Source organism: Actinoplanes oblitus, assembly GCF_030252345.1.
GTDB lineage: Bacteria > Actinomycetota > Actinomycetes > Mycobacteriales > Micromonosporaceae > Actinoplanes > Actinoplanes oblitus.
In genome coordinates this window covers 7,485,616-7,502,319 of record NZ_CP126980.1, presented here as the reverse complement: position 1 = coordinate 7,502,319, position 16,704 = coordinate 7,485,616, and the positions used below count along the sequence as shown (strand labels likewise).

Below are 16,704 nucleotides of genomic sequence, written 5' to 3'. Positions count from 1 at the left end.
CCGTGAGCGCCAGCCCGCAGCCCGCAGCTCGCGGCTGGTCCTGGTGGTGGTGTCGGGGTTGGTGAGGCCACCGTGGTTGCCAGCCCCTAGTTCGCGGCTGGTCGTGGTGGTGGTGTCGGGGTTGGTGAGGCCACCGTGGTTGCCAGCCCCTAGTTCGCGGCTGGTCGTGGTGGTGGTGTCGGGGTTGGTGAGGCCACCGTGGTTGCCAGCCCCTAGTTCGCGGCTGGTCGTGGTGGTGGTCTTGGGGCTCGTGAGACCACCGTGGGCGCCAGCCGCAGTGCTCGGCTGGTCGTGGCGGTCGTTTCGGGGTTCGTGAGACCACCGTGGGTGCCAGCTGCCGGTTCGTGGCTGGTCCTGGTGGTGGTCTCCGCGCCCGTGAGACCACCGTGGCTGCCAGCCGCAGTGCTTGGCTGGTCGTGGTGGTGGTGTCCGGGTTGGTGAGACCACCGTGGGTGCCAGCTGAGGAATGGGGCGCGGGGGTGTGCTTGCGCCAGGCGGACGTCGCGAGAGTGGACGCGAGACCCGGCTGCCGACGGGGCCGGCCGGACCGGGTGAGGCCGGCCGGGCGGGACTGGCTGGGCCGGGCGGGGGCGGCTGGGCCGGGCGGGGCTGGCTGGGCAGGGCGGGGCTGGCTGGGCCGGGCAGGGCGGGACTGGCTGGGCCGGGCAGGGATGGTTGGGCCGGGCGGGGCGGGTGCGGGGCGGTGGGCGTACCGGAAAGGGTTGAGCGGCCTCAGCCGTGCAGGGCCGGGGTGGCGAGGCGGCTGTAGAGATCAGCGGCCGGCTCCGGCCGGCCCAGGTGGTAACCCTGGGCGAACTTGCAGCCCATCACGGTCAGCAGGGACAGCTGAGACGCCTCCTCGACGCCCTCGGCCACCACCCGCAGCCCGAGCGTGTGACCGAGCTGGATCACCGCGTTCACCAGCTCCTGCTGGCGGCCGTTGCCGACCAGCCCGTCGATGAACGAGCGGTCGATCTTGAGCACGTCGACCGGGATGTCGCGCAGGTAGCCGAGCGAGGAGTACCCGGTCCCGAAGTCGTCGATGGCGATCTTCACACCGAGTTCGCGCAGCTCGTCGAGGCGGGCCGCGGTCACCGCGAGGTCGCGCATCAGCACCGTCTCGGTCAGCTCCAGCACCAGGCAGTGCGGCGAGAGGCCGGTGCTGGACAGGGCGTGGGCCACCTGGTCGGTCAGGTCCGGCACCTCCAGGTGCGCGGCGGAGAGGTTGACGCTGACCCAGGCCGGCGCGGTGGCCGGATCCTCGTCCTGCCAGCGCTTGACCGCCCGGCACGCCTCCAGCAGCACCCAGCGGTCGATGTCGACGATCGTGCCGGTCTCCTCGGCGAGGGGGATGAACGAGCCCGGCATCCGCAGCCCCTGTTCCGGGTCCTGCCAGCGGACCAGTGCCTCGGCGCCGGCCATCCGCCCGCCCGCCACGCCGACCACCGGCTGCAGGTGCAGCCGCAGCTCGCCGCGGCGCACCGCGTCGCGCAGCCGGGCCTCCTGGTCCAGGCGGTTCAGCAGCTGCTCGTGCATCTGCGTCTCGAAGGTCAGGAAGCGGTTCTTGCCCTGCTCCTTGGCCGCGTACATGGCCACGTCGGCGTTGCGCAGCACCTCGTCGGCGTCGGCGTAACCGGCCGCGTCGGGCACCACGCCGATGCTCACCGAGACCAGCGCCTCCCGGTTGTGGATCAGGAACGGCCGGGAGAGGGCGTCCAGGCAGGCGCGGGCCAGCCGCTCGACTGTCGCCCGGTCGGCGTCCTCCAGCAGCACGGCGAACTCGTCGCCGCCCAGCCGCGCCACGGTGTCCAGCGGGCGCAGGGCGCCGGTCAGCCGCTCGGCCGCGGTGCGCAGCAGCATGTCGCCGGCGTTGTGCCCGAGGCTGTCGTTGACCCGCTTGAAGCCGTCCAGGTCCAGGTAGAGCACCGCGAGCGGCTCGCCGGTGGCCCGGGACCTGGTGAGCGCGTGCTCCAGCCGGTCCAGCAGCAGCTTGCGGTTGGGCAGATTGGTCAGGCCGTCGTGCAGGGCCTGGTGCCGCAGGTCGTGTTCGAGAGCCCGCTGCCGGCTGACGTCGCGCAGCACGATGACCGCGCCGAGCGTACGCCCGGCCTTCTGGATCTGGCTGGCCGTGTACTCGACCCGGACACTCGTCCCGTCCGGCCGTTGCAGGGACACCTCGCGGGTGCCCGGGCTCAGCTCGTCGCCGACCTCCGGCAGCAGGACGGACACCTCCCGGTGGAGCAGCCCGCCGATCCCGAGGCCGGTGATCCGCCCGGCGGCGGCGTTGGCGAAGGTGATCCGGCCGTCCGGGTCCAGCCCGCAGATGCCCTCGCCGGCGTTGGCCAGGATGCTGTCGGTGTACTCCTTGGCCAGGATCTCCCGGGCGGACTGGTCGAGTTGCTCGGCCATCGCGTTGAAGGCCTGGCCCAGCCGGCCGATCTCGTCGGCCGGTCCGATGCCGGGCAGCCGGTGCGTGTAGTCGCCGGTGCCGATCACGCCGGCCGCCGTGGTGAGCGCGGTGATCCGCCGGGTGAGCGAGCCGGCCAGGACCCAGCCGAGGATCAGGACCAGCAGGAAGGCGGCAGTGGCGGCGCCGAGGATGATGAACTGGGCGCGCCGGGCGGACTCCATCATCTGGTCGTAGAGCGGGGTGTACTCCAGGATGACGGCACCGAGGGTCTGGTGGCCGGCTCCCTCCATCCGCACCACCACCTGCTTGATCCCGGCCGGGTAGTCGGCGCTGGTCTCCACGAAGGTCCGGGACTTGCCGTCGGCGATCGTCCGGCCGACCTCGTTGCCGGTGTCGTGGTCGAAGACCGAGCCGACGTTCTCCGGTACGGCGTCGCCCAGGATGGTCTTGCCGATGTCCACCGCGACGATGTCCCGGTGCTGGCTCCCGTGCAGCCGGTTGATGTAGTTCGCCAGCGAGGTCGGGCTGTTGTACAGCGGAAAGGTGATCTCGCCCGGGTTGTCGACCGGCAGCCCGATGGTGATGTCCTTGCCGATGCCCCGGGCCACCTGGGCCGCCTCCAGGGCCGCGGCCCGGCGCGCCGACGACATGTCGGTGAGCCACGCGGTGGCCGCGGTGGCGGCCACCAGGCAGGCCACCACCAGGTAACCGGCCAGGAGCTTCCGGCGTACGCTCATCCGACCCTCACTTCCACCGACCTGTTAAAGATCGGCACGACCGGCCGGAAGATGAGAGCTAAGCGGCCGGTGCGGCGATCCGGGTGCGGAGCGCGGCGGCCGGCGTCGGTTGTCCCAGGTGGTAGCCCTGGGCGAGGTCACCACCCGGCAGGGTCAGCAGGTCCAGCCGGGCCGCCTCGGTGACCCCGATGGCGATCCGCACACCCAGCTCGCGCAGCTCGCCGAGGCGGGCCGTGGCCCGGGCCAGGTCGCGGGTCACCATCGTCTCGGTCAGCTGCAGCACCAGGTTGCCGGCGGCCAGACCGGTCGCGGTCAGGGCGTGGGCGACCTGGTCGGTCAGGTCCGCCTCGGCCAGGGACGCGGCGGAGAGGGTGACAGCCACCCAGGCCGGCGCGGTGGCCGGGTCCTCGATCTGCCACTGCCCGACCGCCTGGCAGGCCTCCCGCAGCACCCACCGGTCGATCTCCACGATCGTGCCGGTCTGCTCGGCGAGCGGGCGGAACGAGCCGGGCGTCCGCAGCCCCTGCTCCGGGTCCTGCCAGCAGGCCATGGCCTCGACCCCGGCCAGCCGGCCGTCCGGCCCGCCGGTCACCGGCTGCAGGTGCAGCAGCAACTCGCCCCGGTGCGCCGCGGCGCGCAGCCGGGACTCCTGGTCGAGGCGGCACACCAGTTGCTCGTGCATCCGGTCCTCGAACAGCAGCCAGCGGTTCTTGCCCTGTCCCTTGGCCGCGTACATGGCCACGTCGGCGTTGCGCAGCACCTCGTCGGCGTCGGCGTACCGGGCCGCGTCGGGCACCACGCCGATGCTCACCGAGACCCGGCCCTCCCGGTTGTGCAGCGCGAACGGCTGGGCCAGCGTGTCCCGGCAGGCCTGGGCGAGACGTTCGGCGGTGGCCGGGTCGGCGTCGTCGAGCAGCACGGCGAACTCGTCGCCGCCGAGCCGGGCCACGGTGTCGCCGGCGCGCAGCGCCCCGGTCAGGCGCTGGGCGGCGGCCTGCAGCAGCAGGTCGCCGGCGTCGTGCCCGAGCGTGTCGTTGACCCGCTTGAACCCGTCCAGGTCCAGGTAGAGCACGGCGAGCGGGGCACCGCCGGCGCGGGCCCGCCGGTGCGCCTCGGCCAGCCGGCTCAGCAGCAGCTTGCGGTTGGGCAGGCCGGTGAGCGCGTCGTGCAGGGCCTGGTGGCGCAGGTCGTATTCGAGGGCGCGCTGCCGGCTGACGTCGCGCAGCACGATCACCGCGCCGATCCGGCGACCTGCTTTCTCGATCTCGCTGACGGTGTACTCCACCCGTACTGTGGAACCGTCCGGACGCTGCAGGCGGCCCTCGGTGGTGCCGGGTTCCAGGCCGAGCGATTCCGGCAGCAGCACCGTGGCGTCCCGCCGCAGCAGACCGGCCACGCCGAGCCCGGTGATCCGCCCGGCGGCCGCGTTGGCGAACGCGATCCGGCCGCCGGCGTCCAGCCCGCAGATGCCCTCGCCGGCGTTGGCCAGGATGCTGTCGGTGTACTCCTTGGCCAGGATCTCCCGGGCGGACCGGTCGAGCTGCTCGGCCATCGCGTTGACGGCCAGCGCCAGCCGGGCGATCTCGTCGCTGTCCGTGGTGATCGGCAGCCGGTGCGTGTAGTCACCGGCGCCGATCACGCCGACCGCCGTGGTGAGCTTGGTGATCCGGCGGGTCAGTGAGGTGGCGAGCACCCAGCCGACCAGCAGCACCACCACGAACGCGATGGCCGCGGTGCTGAACAGGACGGTCTGGGCGTCCCGTGCGCCGGACATCATCTGCTGGTAGAGCGGGGTGTACTCGACGATCACCGCGCCGATGGCGTCGCCGTTGCGGCCGATCATCGGCACCACCACCTGCTTGATGCCCTGCGGGTGCTCGGCGCTCTTCTCCACGAAGACCCGGGACCTGCCGTCCCGGATGGTGCGGGCCACCTCGCCGCCGGTGTCGTGCCGGTAGACCACGCCGACGTTCGCCGGGTTCGTGTCGCCGATGACGTACTTCCCGTAGTCGATCGCGATCACGTTGCGGTGCTGGGTCTCCCGCAGCCGCGTGAGGTACTGCCGCAACGCCGCCGGGCTGTAGTACAACGGCGGCTGGGAGCCGCCCTCGACCGTGCCGGGCAGGCCGAACACGATGTCCTTGCCGATGCCCCGGGCCACCTGGGCGGCCTCGATGGTGGCGGCGCGGCGGGCCGAGGTCTGGTCGGTGTACCAGGCGATCAGGGCGGTGGCCGCGACCATCAGGGCCACCACGAGATACCCGCCCAGCAGCTTCTGCCGCACGTTCATCCGACCACTTCCCCTCGCCGACCTGTCCCAGATCGGCGAGGGAGATGGCGAGATGAGTGTCAGACCGAGACGGTCTCCCGCCCGGCCGGCTGGGGCGCCTTGCCGAACGGCTTCGTCACCCCGAGGACCACCGCCACCACCAGCGCGCCGGCCGCCACGATGCCGACCACCTGGGTGGGCAGGTCGAACAGCTTGAGCGAGCTGGCCAGCAGCACGATGATCAGCGCGGACCGGACCAGGCCGCCGGGTGCCCGCGAGGAGATCCGGGAGCCGATCAGCACGCCGGGGATCGAGCCGAGCACCACCGCGCCGGCGATGCCCCAGCTCATGTCGCCGAACAGCAGGTGACCGAGGGCGGCCGCGGCGACCAGCGGGATCGCCTGGACCAGGTCGGTGCCGACCAGGTCGTTGGCGCGCAGCATCGGGTAGAGTGCGAGCAGCGCCACGATGATCAGCGAGCCGGAGCCGACCGAGGTGAGCCCGACCACCAGGCCGCCCATGACCCCGACCAGCAGGGTCGGGATCGGCTTGACGGTGATCTTCGGGGCCGGTCCGTCGGCGGCGCGCCGGCTGATCCAGGCCTTGAGCAGCATGCCGGCGACGGCCAGCAGCAGTGCCACGCCCAGGGCGATCTTGACGCCGTGCTGGAGCGACTCGTCGTCGCCGAAGGCGCGCAGCAGCAGCACGCCGAGGAAGGCGCTGGGCACGCTGCCGGCGCACAGCCAGCCGACCAGCGGCCAGTTCACCGTGCCGCGGCGGGCGTGCACGGCGCCGCCGAACGGCTTCATGATCGCGCTGGCGACCAGGTCGCTGCCGATCGCGGCGACCGGGTTGATGCCGAAGAAGAGCACCAGGATCGGCGTCATCAGCGCGCCGCCACCCATGCCGGTCAGGCCGACGACGATTCCGACGCCGAGACCGGCGAGCGCCATGGTGAAATCCATGGGCGGAAGTCTGCTCGACGATCGCCCACCTTGTCTACTAAATCAGTTGAGATTGTCGAGTTTCTCGCGAGCTGGGACGCGCCAGCAGGAGGAGCACGTCGCTTTCGCTCAGCGGGCGCGCGAAGTGATAACCCTGGGCGAATCGGTACCCCGCCTGGTGCAGGCGTTCGGCCTGCTCAGCGGTCTCCACCCCCTCGGCGACCGCCTGGATCCGCAGGCCCCGGGTGATCCCGATCAACCCGTCCACGATCACCGCATGCGGGCTCGCCGAGGTCACCCCGTCGACGAACGACTTGTCCACCTTCAGCCAGCTGACCGGCGTGTCGACGAGCAGGCTCAGCGACGACTGGCCGGTCCCGAAGTCGTCCAGCGCGATCCGCAGGCCGAGCTCGTCGAGCCGGCGGACCGCCTCCAGGGCGGCGCCGGTGCCGAGCACCGCGGTCTCGGTCACCTCGATCACCAGCCGGGCCGGATCCAGCCCGGTGGCGGCGAGCAGCGCGGCCACCTCCTCCGGGAAACCCGGCTCGTTGAGCTGCCGGGCCGAGACGTTCACCGACACCTTCGCCGGTGCGGCCGCGCCGTGCTCGCGCTGCCACTCGGCGATCTGCCGCATCGCCTGAGTCAGCACCCAGCGGCCCACCTCGATGATCTGCCCGTTGCGCTCGGCGAGCGGGATGAAGTCGGCGGGCGAGACCAGGCCGTGCTCGGGGTGCCGCCAGCGGATCAGGGCCTCCAGCCCGGCGAGCCGCCCGGTGGGCAGCTCGACGATCGGCTGGTAGAGCAGGAACAGCTCGTCGCGGGCGATGGCCTGGCGCAGGTCGGCGCCGAGCCGGGCGTCGGTGTCCGCCCGCGCGTCCATGATCGGGTCGAACCAGGTCCACCGGCCGCCGCCGGCGTTCTTCGCCGCGTACATCGCCACGTCCGCGCGGCGCAGCAGCTCCTCGGACGAGTCGCCGGGCACGCTCAGGGTGACACCGGCGCTGATCCGCGGCGCCATCTCCCGGCCGTCCAGCATCAGCGGCTGCTGCACCGTGGCCAGCAGCCCGCTCAGCAGGTCCTCGGCCTCGTCCATGCCGGCGCCGGGAAGCAGCAGGGTGAACTCGTCGCCGCCGAGCCGGGCCACGGTGTCCCGCGGGCGCAGGCTCTGCCGCAGCCGGGTGCTGATCGCGCGCAGCAGGGCGTCGCCGGTCTCGTGCCCGTGCCGGTCGTTGACCACCTTGAAGTCGTCCAGGTCGAGCAGCACGACCACGGCCGGCTCGCCGGTGGCGAGCTGGGCGGCGAGACGACCGGCGTACGCCGGCCGGTTGGTGATCCCGGTCAGCGGGTCGTGGGTGACCTGGTGGTCCAGCTCCTTCTGGTACGCCCGCAGCTGCCGCAGGCTCGCGTCGACGGTGTCCAGCAGCCGCGCGTTGTCCCGCAGCGTGCTGATCTGCCGGATCACCACGAGGACGGTCAGCGCGGTGGCGGTCAGCGCGATCGCCACGTCCGGCCCGCCCTCCGGCAGCTCCACCGCGAGCAGGGCGCCGTAGAACGTGGCGACAGCGACGTACGGCAGGATGCTGAACCGGCGCGCGCGGGGCCGCTCGGCGGTCGCCAGGTGACGCCGCCGCCACTGACGGCGAGCCGCCAGCACCCCGGTGACCTGCGAGAACGGGGCCGCCAGCACGGTGGTGCTCAGGTACGGCCGGTCCGTCAGCAGCGGGGCGATGCCGGCGGTCGCGGCGGCCAGCGCGACGCCGGCGGCGAGCAGGTAGAGCGCTCCGCGGTCGAGCCGCCCGGCCCCGGCGAAGGCCACCTTGAGGAAGGCGACCAGCGAGATGGTGGCGACCACCAGGATCACCAGGGTCGCCGCCGGGGTGGCGGTCGGCCCGTCGCCGAAGCCGGCCCGGTTCAGCCAGCAGTGCCAGGCCAGTACTCCGCCGGTGAGCAGCACGATCGCGGTGTCCAGGCCGAACCGCAACCAGTCGCTGCGGGAACGCTGCCAGGCCGGCAGCCGCAGCAGCGCCCATAGGATGATCGCCGCGACCACGCCGTACAGGGCCTGCGTGCGGGGGCTGAACGCCGGGGACGGCACCGGGCCGCCGAGCGCGTCGTGCATGCTGCTGAGGACGCCGGCCATCAGCACGGCGGCCGCCACCCCGAGCCGGCCCCAGAACTTGCGGGTGTCCCGGTCCAGGTCGGTGCACCGGTCCAGGCGGTAGCACTCCCGCACGAAGCTCGCCACGATGACCGGGAGCGGCAGCCACCCGATGATCGGGTGCGACCAGACGTGTCCGAGACCGATCACGAACCAGCCGATCACGAACGCGAGCAGGCCGACGACCACCGCGGACGGGACGTCGAGCCGGCGCGGCACACGGGTCGGTAGGCGCATGGTCCTTTCATCGGACGCGGGTGCGAACGATGAAGGGGAAAGCCCGGTTGCTTCAGTCACCGCCCGCCGTGCCGATCAGGGTGGCCATGGACGAACCTGTGCTGGCGATGCTGCGCGACGACCTGACCCGCCGGGTGAGCTCGGTCGCCGCCACCATGACCGACACGCTGCGGCTGCTCGCCGTGGCCCGGGAACTGGCCGGCGACGGGCCCGGCGGTGACTCGCTGGGCGCCGCGATCGCCGAGCTCACCGCGGCCCGGGACGATCTCATGAGCCGTCCGTGAACGACTCCCAGTCCAGGCCGAGCTTGCGCAGCCGGCGCAGCAGGCCGGGGTGGCGGACGCCGACGTACATCTCGTACCAGTCGGCGTCGTCCTCGCCGATCACCACCACCATGCCGGGACCGGCGTAGCACCTGGTGAACAGCGACGGCCAGCGCATCGGCCGCAGCGGCACCCGGCGCAGCGGGGCGACGATCCGCCGGGCCTGCGGCCGGTCGACGAACGCCATCCCGCCCAGCGGACCGTCCATCGCGGCCCGGACCAGCGCGGCGTGCAGCAGGTAGCCGGCCAGCCGTTCCCGTTCGGGCAGCAGCCGGTCGCTGAGCCCGTCGTAGTAGACCCGCGGGTCGTCGCCCTCCGGATCCATCAGCAGGGCGAAGACCCCATCGCCCTCCTGACCGAAAGTGAGCAGCCCGTCCGGGCGCCCGGGAAGCGGCTCGGGAAAGATCCGGCAGGACCTGCCGTACACCTCGGGGCGACCGGCGGCGGCCCGGTGGAAGGCCCGTAGCGCGGCCGGGCCGGCACCGGCGGGAACGTCCTGGACCGGAGCGACGCCGGCGTACCAGCCGGCGATGAACCGCTCCATGGCGGCGATCGGGTCGCGCCCGGCCGGCTCCAGCCAGTCCAGCTCCGGCGTCACCTGGCCGAGCAGGTCGGGCGGGATCGGCGTCTCGAAGCTGAGCCGGATGTCGTGCAGCGCCCCGCGCCGGTAGCTCAGCTCGGCGGCTTGCGCCACGCCGAGCGCCAGGCAGCCCTCGGGCAGCCGGGCGAACGCGTGCACGGCCGGGCGCAGCACGCCGGCCAGCCGTTCCTCGACCAGCTCGGGGAACGGCTCGGAGAGGACCATCGCGGCGCCGCTGTCCGACCGGCCGATCACCACCAGGGTGTCCGGGCCGACCGCGAACGCGGCGTCCGTGCCGGCCAGCAGCGTCGCCCCCGGTCCGGCCAGGGCGAGCGCCTCCGGCTCGGCGACCACCGACCAGAGTTCGATCTCCACGGCCACACGGTAGACGTACCGGCCACGCCCGGAGCGCACAGTGACACAGCACTCAGCTCCCCGGACGCCGACTTATCGTCGCGTTGGTCGCCCGTACACATCTGGCCGGTAGACCGGTGGCATGGGCGAAGTGCGCTGTGTGATCCACCGTTCCGGCAAGGCCGAGGCGACCGTCTTCCTGCACCTGCGGGGCTGTTTCGACAAGAAGTCCGGCAACGAGCTGCGCCGGGAGTTGCGGCACGCCTTCGACCGGGCACGCGGTGCCCGGGTCGTCGTCGACATGGCCGGGGTGGAGCTGATCGGCAGCGAGTGCATCGAGGTCCTGCTGGTCGGGTACACCCGCGCGCTGCGCGGCGGCCACGGCTACCAGGTGATCAACGCCGAGGGTCATGTCCGGCAGGCGCTCGAGGCCACCGGCCTGTGCCCGCGCGGCGACGAGCACCTGTACACCCCGGCCACCGGCGACACGATCGACGCGGCGCTGGCCGGGCTGAGCTGACCCCGGCAACCGGCACGCTGCCCGCTGCGGGCCGCCGATGGGCACGCTCCCATTTCCCGGTACGCCCTGTCCCGAGCGTCGAGATTTAACGGGCTCGTCCCCAAGAAAACAAAAAGTAAACGTACAGTCGACGTCGGGTTACCAACGCGGCCGGGTGCGGGGGATACGGAGGGCTCTCCATGCACGACCAGATGCTGACGCTGATGGACGACTGTCTCAGTAGGTTGTCGCTGCTGCGGGCCGAGCTGGCCGCGGCGCGCTGTGTCGAGCCCGGCGAGCGCCGGGCGATAGCGTTACAGGCCGTCGAGGCGGCCGCGGCGTTCGCGGCGTCCGCGACGCGGGTCGTCGGCGAGCCGGCGCCTGTCGAGATCTTCGGCCGGGCCGCCTGAGCTACCGGCGAGTTAACCAGTGGCTCGCCCGGTGAAGCGCCGTCGAACATCCGACTGAGGGCATTCATGTCAGTCTCTGGCTCTGCTAGAGAGAACCGCATGACTGTCCTCCCGAACGCGGCGGTTGACCGCCGTACCGTCCTCCTCGCCGGCCTGTCCGCCGGTGCCGGCGCTGTCGCCGCCGCGCTGCCCTCGGCCGCCGTGGCGGCCGGCTCCTCCGTCTTCCAGCACGGGATCGCCTCCGGCGACCCGCTCCCCGGCGGCATCCTGCTGTGGACCCGGGTCACCCCCACCCCCGAGTCGGTGCCGGCCTCCGGCGTGGGCCCGCAGGTGGAGGTCGCCTGGCAGGTGGCCACCGACGCCGGTTTCGGCACCGTCGTGCAGTCCGGCACCGTCGTCACCGGGCCGGCCCGCGACCACACGGTGAAGGTGGACGTCGGGGGGCTGAGCCCGGCCACCACGTACTGGTACCGCTTCGGCCTGGACGGCGCCTGGTCGCCGACCGGCCGGACGATGACCGCCCCGGCCGCCACCGACGCCATCGCGCGGCTGCGGGCCGGCGTGGTGAGCTGCGCCAACTGGGAGGCCGGCTGGTTCGCGGCGTACCGGCACCTGGCCGAGCGCGGCGACCTCAACCTGGTGATCCACCTGGGCGACTACATCTACGAGTACGGCACCGGCGAGTTCGACGCCGGCGGCAAGGTGGTCCGCAAGACCGCCCCGGAGCACGAGACGCTGACCCTGGCCGATTACCGGACGCGGCACGCGCTCTACAAGACCGACCCCGACCTGAAGGCCCTGCACGCCTCGGTCCCGTGGATCATCACGTGGGACGACCACGAGGTGGCCAACGACATGTGGAGCGGCGGTGCCGAGAACCACACGCCGGGCACCGAGGGCGACTTCGCGGCGCGGGTGGCGGCGGCCCGGCAGGCGTACGCCGAGTGGATGCCGGTGCGGCTGGCCGCCGACGGGCACATCTACCGCCGGCTGCGCTACGGCGACCTGTTCGAGCTCTCCATGCTGGACCTGCGCACCTACCGCTCGGAGCAGGCGAGCGGCGGCGATGTCGACGACCAGGACCGGACCATCGCCGGCGCGGACCAGCTGTCCTGGCTCACCGACGGCCTGATCAACTCCACGGCGCTCTGGAAGATCGTCGGCAACCCGGTGATGATCTCCCGGCTGGACGTCCTGACCCTGCCGGCCTGGCTGCTCGGCCCGCTCGGCGAGCTGATCGGGGTCCCGCAGAACGGCGTCGTGGTCAACGCCGACCAGTGGGACGGCTACAACGCCGACCGCGAGCGCCTGGTCGACACGCTGCGCGCGCACCGGACCACCGACGTCGTCTTCCTGACCGGCGACATCCACACCAGCTGGGCCAACGAGCTGACCACCAAGGACACCGGTACCGCCAACCCGGCCGCCGCCGAGTTCGTCGTGCCGTCGGTGACCAGTGACAACATCAACGACTACCTCGGCACCGCCGCCGGCGGCCCGCTCAGCCTGCTGGCCGCCGGCCTGATCAAGGCCACCAACCCGCACGTGAAGTGGGTGGAGACCGACGGGCACGGGTACGGCGTGCTCGAGGTGACCCGGTCGCGCTGCCGGATGGACTGGTACCACCTGGCCGACCGCACCAGGAAGGACACCGCGGCGAAGTGGGTCCAGGGCTGGTCGGTCGGCCGTGGCTCCTCGAAGATCCGCAAGGAGAGCGCGCCGGCCGGCTGACGCGCCCCGGCTCGGCTACCCGACGGTGTACGCGCGGGTGATCGTCGCCCGCGCGTACGCCCCTCGGTGGGGGTGGGGTGGTGCCCGAGCCCGGTCAGGTCTCGTGGTCGGTGGCGCGGGCCGCGCACAGGAACGCGCCGCCGACGGCGAACGCGCCCAGCACCGACAGCGAGATCTGCTGCTCGTGGTCGAGCTGACGGTTGTAGGTCCGCTCGGACACCGTGACGATCTTGTCGTGGTCGGCCAGCACGTACTGCCCGTCGCGGATCTGCGGGTTGCCGTCCAGCTGTACGAAGGCCAGCACGATCGCCAGCCAGAACCCGAAGAAGACCAGCCCGGCGGTGAACGCCGCCCAGCCCGGCACGTGCGGCGGCACCCAGGACGCCAGGCTCCACAGCCGCCGGGGCTGCTGGGTGCGGTAGGCGCGCCGGTTCGCCAGGATCCCGGCCGCGAACCCGGGCACGGTCAGCAGCGCCGCGATGCCCACCGCGATCACCGCGTGCACCGGCCGATGCCCGAGCGCGAGCGTCACCACCAGTACGCCCGACCACAGCACCCCGGCACCGCACAGCACGCTGTACAAGAGCAGCCCCCGACGCGACATCATCACCGGAGACGCTAGTGCCCGCCCGGCCGTGCCGGGGACGTTTCAGCGCACCCGGAGCGGCAGGTCGTAGGTCTCGCCCCGGACCAGCGGGTGGACGCCCTCCCGGCAGCGCACCAGGTAGTCGCTCAGCGGCGACTTCATCACCCGGTAGTCGTCGTAGTGGATCGGCAGGGCGACCCGCGGGTTGATCAGCCGGGTCAGCGCGGCACCCTGCCGGCCGTCCATGGTCAGCAGCAGGCCCAGGATCCGGGTGCCGCCCAGGTGCAGCAGCATGGCGTCGATCTCACCGCAGCGTTCCCGGATCTCGCCGAGGAACGGCCGGTACAGGGTGTCCCCGGTGATGTAGAGCCGGGTCATCGGCTGGCCGTCCCGCTCCCACTCGACCAGCGAGCCCATCACGTCCGGCAGCAGGCGGTCGAACAGGCCCGGACCGTGCCGGCCGGGCAGCGCGGTGACCCGCAACGTCTGCCCGGCCCGCCGCCACTCGTGGGCGTCCCAGACCGGCAGACCCCGGACGCCCGGCCAGCCCCGGCGCAGCCGGCGCCCGGCCTGCGGGGTGGTGAGGATCGGCAGGTCGCGCGGGACGGTCCGGCGGGCGGCCCGGTCGAAGTGGTCGCCGTGCAGGTGGGAGAGGAGGACGGCATCCGGGGCCGGCAGGTCCGCGTACGCCATGGCGGGGTCGGTGAGCCGGCGGGTCCACATGCCGTACCCCAGGTGGACCCGGCTGCCGGCGTGGCCGAAGGCGGGGTCGGTGAGCAGCGTGAAGTCGCCGAGCCGGAGCAGCGTGGTGGCGTTGCCGACGAAGGTGACGGTGGCCTGCGATGTCATGCCGCGCGGCTACCCGCACACGGGCGCCCGAAACTCTGCTAGCCTGACAGATTGTCGCGTCTGAGAGCGCAACAGGCCGAAAGAACCACTATCAGAATACGTCCGGAGGCCCACGGTGTCAAGTCTGTCAAGTCTCGCCGAGGAACAATCCCACCTCAGCGTGATCTACGGCCGCCTCGACGAGTTGCGGGCGCAGGCCCGCCAGCGGCTCGCCGAGACCCAGCGCCACCGCGGCGGCACCAAGGAGGCCCTCTCCCTGCGGGATGTCGCCGCCTACGGGTACGCCGAGCGCCTCGCCCAGTACGAAGCCGTCGAGGAGGGCCTCTGCTTCGGCCGGCTGGACCTGCGCGACGGCGACCGCCTGCACATCGGCCGGATCGGCATCCACGACACCGACCACCCGCTGCTGGTCGACTGGCGCGCGCCGGCCGCCCGCCCGTTCTACGTGGCCACCGCGATCACCCCGTACGACGTGACGGTGCGCCGCCACATCCGGACCCGGGAGCGTACCGTCGTCGAGCTGAACGACGAGATCCTCGACCTGGACCGGGCCGGCGACCGCGCCCTGGTCGGCGAGGCGGCCCTGATCGCCGCCCTGGACGCGAACCGCACCGGCCGGATGCGCGACATCGTCGAGACCATCCAGGCCGAGCAGGACCGGGTGATCCGCGCCGAACCGGGCGGCGTCCTGGTCGTCCAGGGCGGTCCCGGCACCGGCAAGACCGCCGTCGCCCTGCACCGCGCCGCCTACCTGCTCTACACCTACCGCGAGCAGCTCACCGCCCGCGGCGTCCTGATCATCGGGCCGAACGCCACCTTCCTGCGCTACATCTCCCAGGTGCTGCCGTCGCTCGCCGAGACCGGCGTGCTGCTCGCCACCCTGGGCGACCTCTTCCCGGGCCTGCCCGCGCACCGGCCGGAGTCGCCGGCCACCGCCGAGGTCAAGGGCCGGGCCGTGATGGTCGAGGTGCTGGCCGAGGCGGTCCGGGACCGGCAGCGGGTCCCCGCCGAGCCGATCGAGATCGAGGTCGACGGGCAGGTGCTGCGCCTCACCGCTGCCGACTGCGAGCCGGCCCGGCAGCGGGCCCGCGCCGCCGGCCCGCGCCACAACCTGGCCCGCCCGATCTTCGAGACCGGGGTCCTCGACGTGCTCGCCGGTCAGGTCGCCGACCGGATCGGCGCCGATCCGTTCTGGGACGACCCGCTCGGCGCCGACGACGCGCTCACCTCGCCGAACGTGCTCGACGAGGCAGACCTGGCCGACCTGCGCGCGGACCTGGCCAGCAACCCGCTGGTCCGGGCCGCGCTGGACGCGCTGTGGCCGGTGCTGACCCCCGCCGAACTGCTCACCGGTCTGTACGCGGCACCGGAGGTGGCGTCCGGCCTGCTCGGCCCGGCCGACCGGGAACTGCTCCGCCGGGAGCCCGGCGCCGGCTGGTCGCCCGCCGACGTCCCGCTGCTCGACGAGGCCGCCGAACTGCTCGGCGACGACGACCGGGCGGCCCGTGCCGCCGCCGGCCGGGAGCTCGCGATCCGGCTCTCCTACGCTCAGGGCGTGCTGGACATCACGGCCGGCTCCAAGTCCTTCGAGCTGGAGGACGACGACGAGGCGGCGATCCCGAACATCGCCGACATCATGCAGGCCGACATGCTCGCCGACCGCCTCGCCGACCGGGAGCACCGCACCGCCGCCGAACGCGCCGCCGCCGACCGGGACTGGGTGTTCGGCCACGTGATCGTCGACGAGGCGCAGGAACTCTCGCCGATGGCCTGGCGCCTGCTGATGCGCCGCTGCCCGAGCCGCTCCATGACGGTGGTCGGCGACCTGGCGCAGAGCGGCAGCCTCGGCGCGCCGGACGGCTGGGCGGAGGTGCTCGCGCCGTACGTGGCGGACCGGTGGCGGCTGGCCGAGCTGACTGTCAGTTACCGCACCCCTGCGGAGATCATGGACTACACCCGGGACCGGCTGGCCGCGGCCGACCCGGCGATCGTCCCGCCCCGCCCGGTCCGGTCCACCGGAGTGCCGCCCTGGGAGGCGACCGGATCGCTGGACGAGCTGGTGGCGCGGGTGGCGTACGAAAAGGACACCGTCGGCGACGGACGGCTGGCCGTGATCGTGCCGGCGGACCTGCTGACCACCCTGACCGCCGCCCTGCCGCAGCTGGCCGGCGGCCCGTCGCCGGACCTGGAGGAGCCGGCCGTGCTGCTCACCGTCGCCCAGGCCAAGGGCCTGGAGTTCGACACGGTGGTGGTGGTCGACCCGGACCGCATCCTGGCCGGCTCGCCGCGCGGCGCCAACGACCTCTACGTCGCCCTCACCCGGCCCACCCAGCGCCTCGGCGTCTTCACCCTCGACCACGAGTGATCACCGAGGCGGGCAGGACCGGCGCCCCTGTGACACTTCCCGCGAAGCCGCAGGTCAGTCATCAAGATTCGCGTCTAGCAATCCATTGACAGTGGACATAGTGTTCCGGTGTCGCTGTGCATCGGTACGGGGGGATGCGACGTGACGACCGATTCCGCCTGCCCGTTTCCGGGTGGGCCACCGCCGCATCCCCCGCGACCGGCTCCCGGCGGCAACCGTGATCACATCCATAGCGTTGGGGATACGCATGCT

12 protein-coding genes are annotated in these 16,704 nt (G+C 72.7%); 5 read left to right on the top strand and 7 right to left on the bottom strand.

Annotated elements, in window-relative coordinates; translation table 11 throughout:
* Nucleotides 1-732: 732 nt before the first annotated feature.
* From Actob_RS33345 to Actob_RS33330, 4 genes are read right to left on the bottom strand one after another with little or no spacing between them, the layout of a single operon-like run.
* Nucleotides 733-3,147 (bottom strand): putative bifunctional diguanylate cyclase/phosphodiesterase, encoded by a 2,415-nt coding sequence (locus Actob_RS33345; protein WP_284915858.1) that lies wholly within the window; start codon nucleotides 3,145-3,147, stop codon nucleotides 733-735.
* A 58-nt stretch (nucleotides 3,148-3,205) separates the two neighbouring features.
* On the bottom strand, nucleotides 3,206-5,437 hold the full coding sequence (locus Actob_RS33340; RefSeq protein ID WP_284915857.1) for a diguanylate cyclase domain-containing protein: 2,232 nt from the start codon (nucleotides 5,435-5,437) through the stop codon (nucleotides 3,206-3,208).
* A 59-nt stretch (nucleotides 5,438-5,496) separates the two neighbouring features.
* A complete protein-coding gene (locus Actob_RS33335) occupies nucleotides 5,497-6,381 on the bottom strand; it encodes a sulfite exporter TauE/SafE family protein (RefSeq protein ID WP_284915856.1) in 885 nt (294 codons plus the stop codon).
* 37 nt (nucleotides 6,382-6,418) lie between these two features.
* Complete coding sequence (locus tag Actob_RS33330; protein ID WP_284915855.1) at nucleotides 6,419-8,755, bottom strand: putative bifunctional diguanylate cyclase/phosphodiesterase; 2,337 nt, start codon at nucleotides 8,753-8,755, stop codon at nucleotides 6,419-6,421.
* 86 nt (nucleotides 8,756-8,841) lie between these two features.
* Between Actob_RS33330 and Actob_RS33325 the strand changes: the two genes are divergently transcribed.
* Nucleotides 8,842-9,039, top strand: a complete 198-nt coding sequence (locus Actob_RS33325) for a hypothetical protein (RefSeq protein WP_284915854.1) — start codon at nucleotides 8,842-8,844, stop codon at nucleotides 9,037-9,039.
* Here the strand turns inward: Actob_RS33325 and Actob_RS33320 are convergent.
* Nucleotides 9,023-10,033, bottom strand: coding sequence for a hypothetical protein (locus tag Actob_RS33320; protein ID WP_284915853.1), 1,011 nt, complete (start codon nucleotides 10,031-10,033; stop codon nucleotides 9,023-9,025). The two genes, Actob_RS33325 and Actob_RS33320, sit on opposite strands and share 17 nt — an antisense overlap.
* A 121-nt stretch (nucleotides 10,034-10,154) precedes the next feature.
* On the opposite strand from Actob_RS33320, the gene Actob_RS33315 reads away from it, so the two are divergent.
* The 3 genes from Actob_RS33315 to Actob_RS33305 all read left to right on the top strand — a co-directional run bounded on the left by Actob_RS33315 (nucleotide 10,155) and on the right by Actob_RS33305 (nucleotide 12,652).
* Nucleotides 10,155-10,532, top strand: coding sequence for an STAS domain-containing protein (locus Actob_RS33315; RefSeq protein WP_284915852.1), 378 nt, complete (start codon nucleotides 10,155-10,157; stop codon nucleotides 10,530-10,532).
* Between the two features lie 179 nt (nucleotides 10,533-10,711).
* Nucleotides 10,712-10,921 carry a hypothetical protein gene (locus tag Actob_RS33310; RefSeq protein WP_284915851.1) on the top strand — a complete coding sequence of 70 codons (210 nt, stop codon included), beginning with the start codon at nucleotides 10,712-10,714 and terminating at the stop codon, nucleotides 10,919-10,921.
* Nucleotides 10,922-11,020: 99 nt separating this feature from the next.
* Nucleotides 11,021-12,652: an alkaline phosphatase D family protein gene (locus tag Actob_RS33305; protein WP_284915850.1), complete on the top strand. Its 1,632-nt coding sequence runs from the start codon at nucleotides 11,021-11,023 to the stop codon at nucleotides 12,650-12,652.
* Between the two features lie 94 nt (nucleotides 12,653-12,746).
* Here the strand turns inward: Actob_RS33305 and Actob_RS33300 are convergent, their stop codons facing one another.
* Together Actob_RS33300 and Actob_RS33295 are read right to left on the bottom strand one after the other, a co-directional pair.
* A complete protein-coding gene (locus tag Actob_RS33300; RefSeq protein ID WP_284915849.1) occupies nucleotides 12,747-13,259 on the bottom strand; it encodes a hypothetical protein in 513 nt (170 codons plus the stop codon).
* Nucleotides 13,260-13,301: 42 nt separating this feature from the next.
* Complete coding sequence (locus Actob_RS33295; protein WP_284915848.1) at nucleotides 13,302-14,087, bottom strand: MBL fold metallo-hydrolase; 786 nt, start codon at nucleotides 14,085-14,087, stop codon at nucleotides 13,302-13,304.
* Nucleotides 14,088-14,202: 115 nt separating this feature from the next.
* Here Actob_RS33295 and Actob_RS33290 point away from each other — a divergent pair, with 115 nt between their 5' ends.
* Nucleotides 14,203-16,452, top strand: coding sequence for a HelD family protein (locus tag Actob_RS33290; protein ID WP_284915847.1), 2,250 nt, complete (start codon nucleotides 14,203-14,205; stop codon nucleotides 16,450-16,452).
* Nucleotides 16,453-16,704 lie beyond the last annotated feature (252 nt).

Excerpts from the sequence above, each read along its gene's own strand:
- Actob_RS33300 (WP_284915849.1), bottom strand. The coding sequence starts at position 13,259 with ATGATGTCGCGTCGGGGGCTGCTCTTGTACAGCGTGCTGTGCGGTGCC.
- Actob_RS33325 (WP_284915854.1), top strand. The coding sequence starts at position 8,842 with ATGGACGAACCTGTGCTGGCGATGCTGCGCGACGACCTGACCCGCCGG.
- Actob_RS33305 (WP_284915850.1), top strand. The coding sequence starts at position 11,021 with ATGACTGTCCTCCCGAACGCGGCGGTTGACCGCCGTACCGTCCTCCTC.
- Actob_RS33330 (WP_284915855.1), bottom strand. The coding sequence starts at position 8,755 with ATGCGCCTACCGACCCGTGTGCCGCGCCGGCTCGACGTCCCGTCCGCG.
- Actob_RS33335 (WP_284915856.1), bottom strand. The coding sequence starts at position 6,381 with ATGGATTTCACCATGGCGCTCGCCGGTCTCGGCGTCGGAATCGTCGTC.
- Actob_RS33295 (WP_284915848.1), bottom strand. The coding sequence starts at position 14,087 with ATGACATCGCAGGCCACCGTCACCTTCGTCGGCAACGCCACCACGCTG.
- Actob_RS33345 (WP_284915858.1), bottom strand. The coding sequence starts at position 3,147 with ATGAGCGTACGCCGGAAGCTCCTGGCCGGTTACCTGGTGGTGGCCTGC.
- Actob_RS33315 (WP_284915852.1), top strand. The coding sequence starts at position 10,155 with ATGGGCGAAGTGCGCTGTGTGATCCACCGTTCCGGCAAGGCCGAGGCG.
- Actob_RS33310 (WP_284915851.1), top strand. The coding sequence starts at position 10,712 with ATGCACGACCAGATGCTGACGCTGATGGACGACTGTCTCAGTAGGTTG.
- Actob_RS33340 (WP_284915857.1), bottom strand. The coding sequence starts at position 5,437 with ATGAACGTGCGGCAGAAGCTGCTGGGCGGGTATCTCGTGGTGGCCCTG.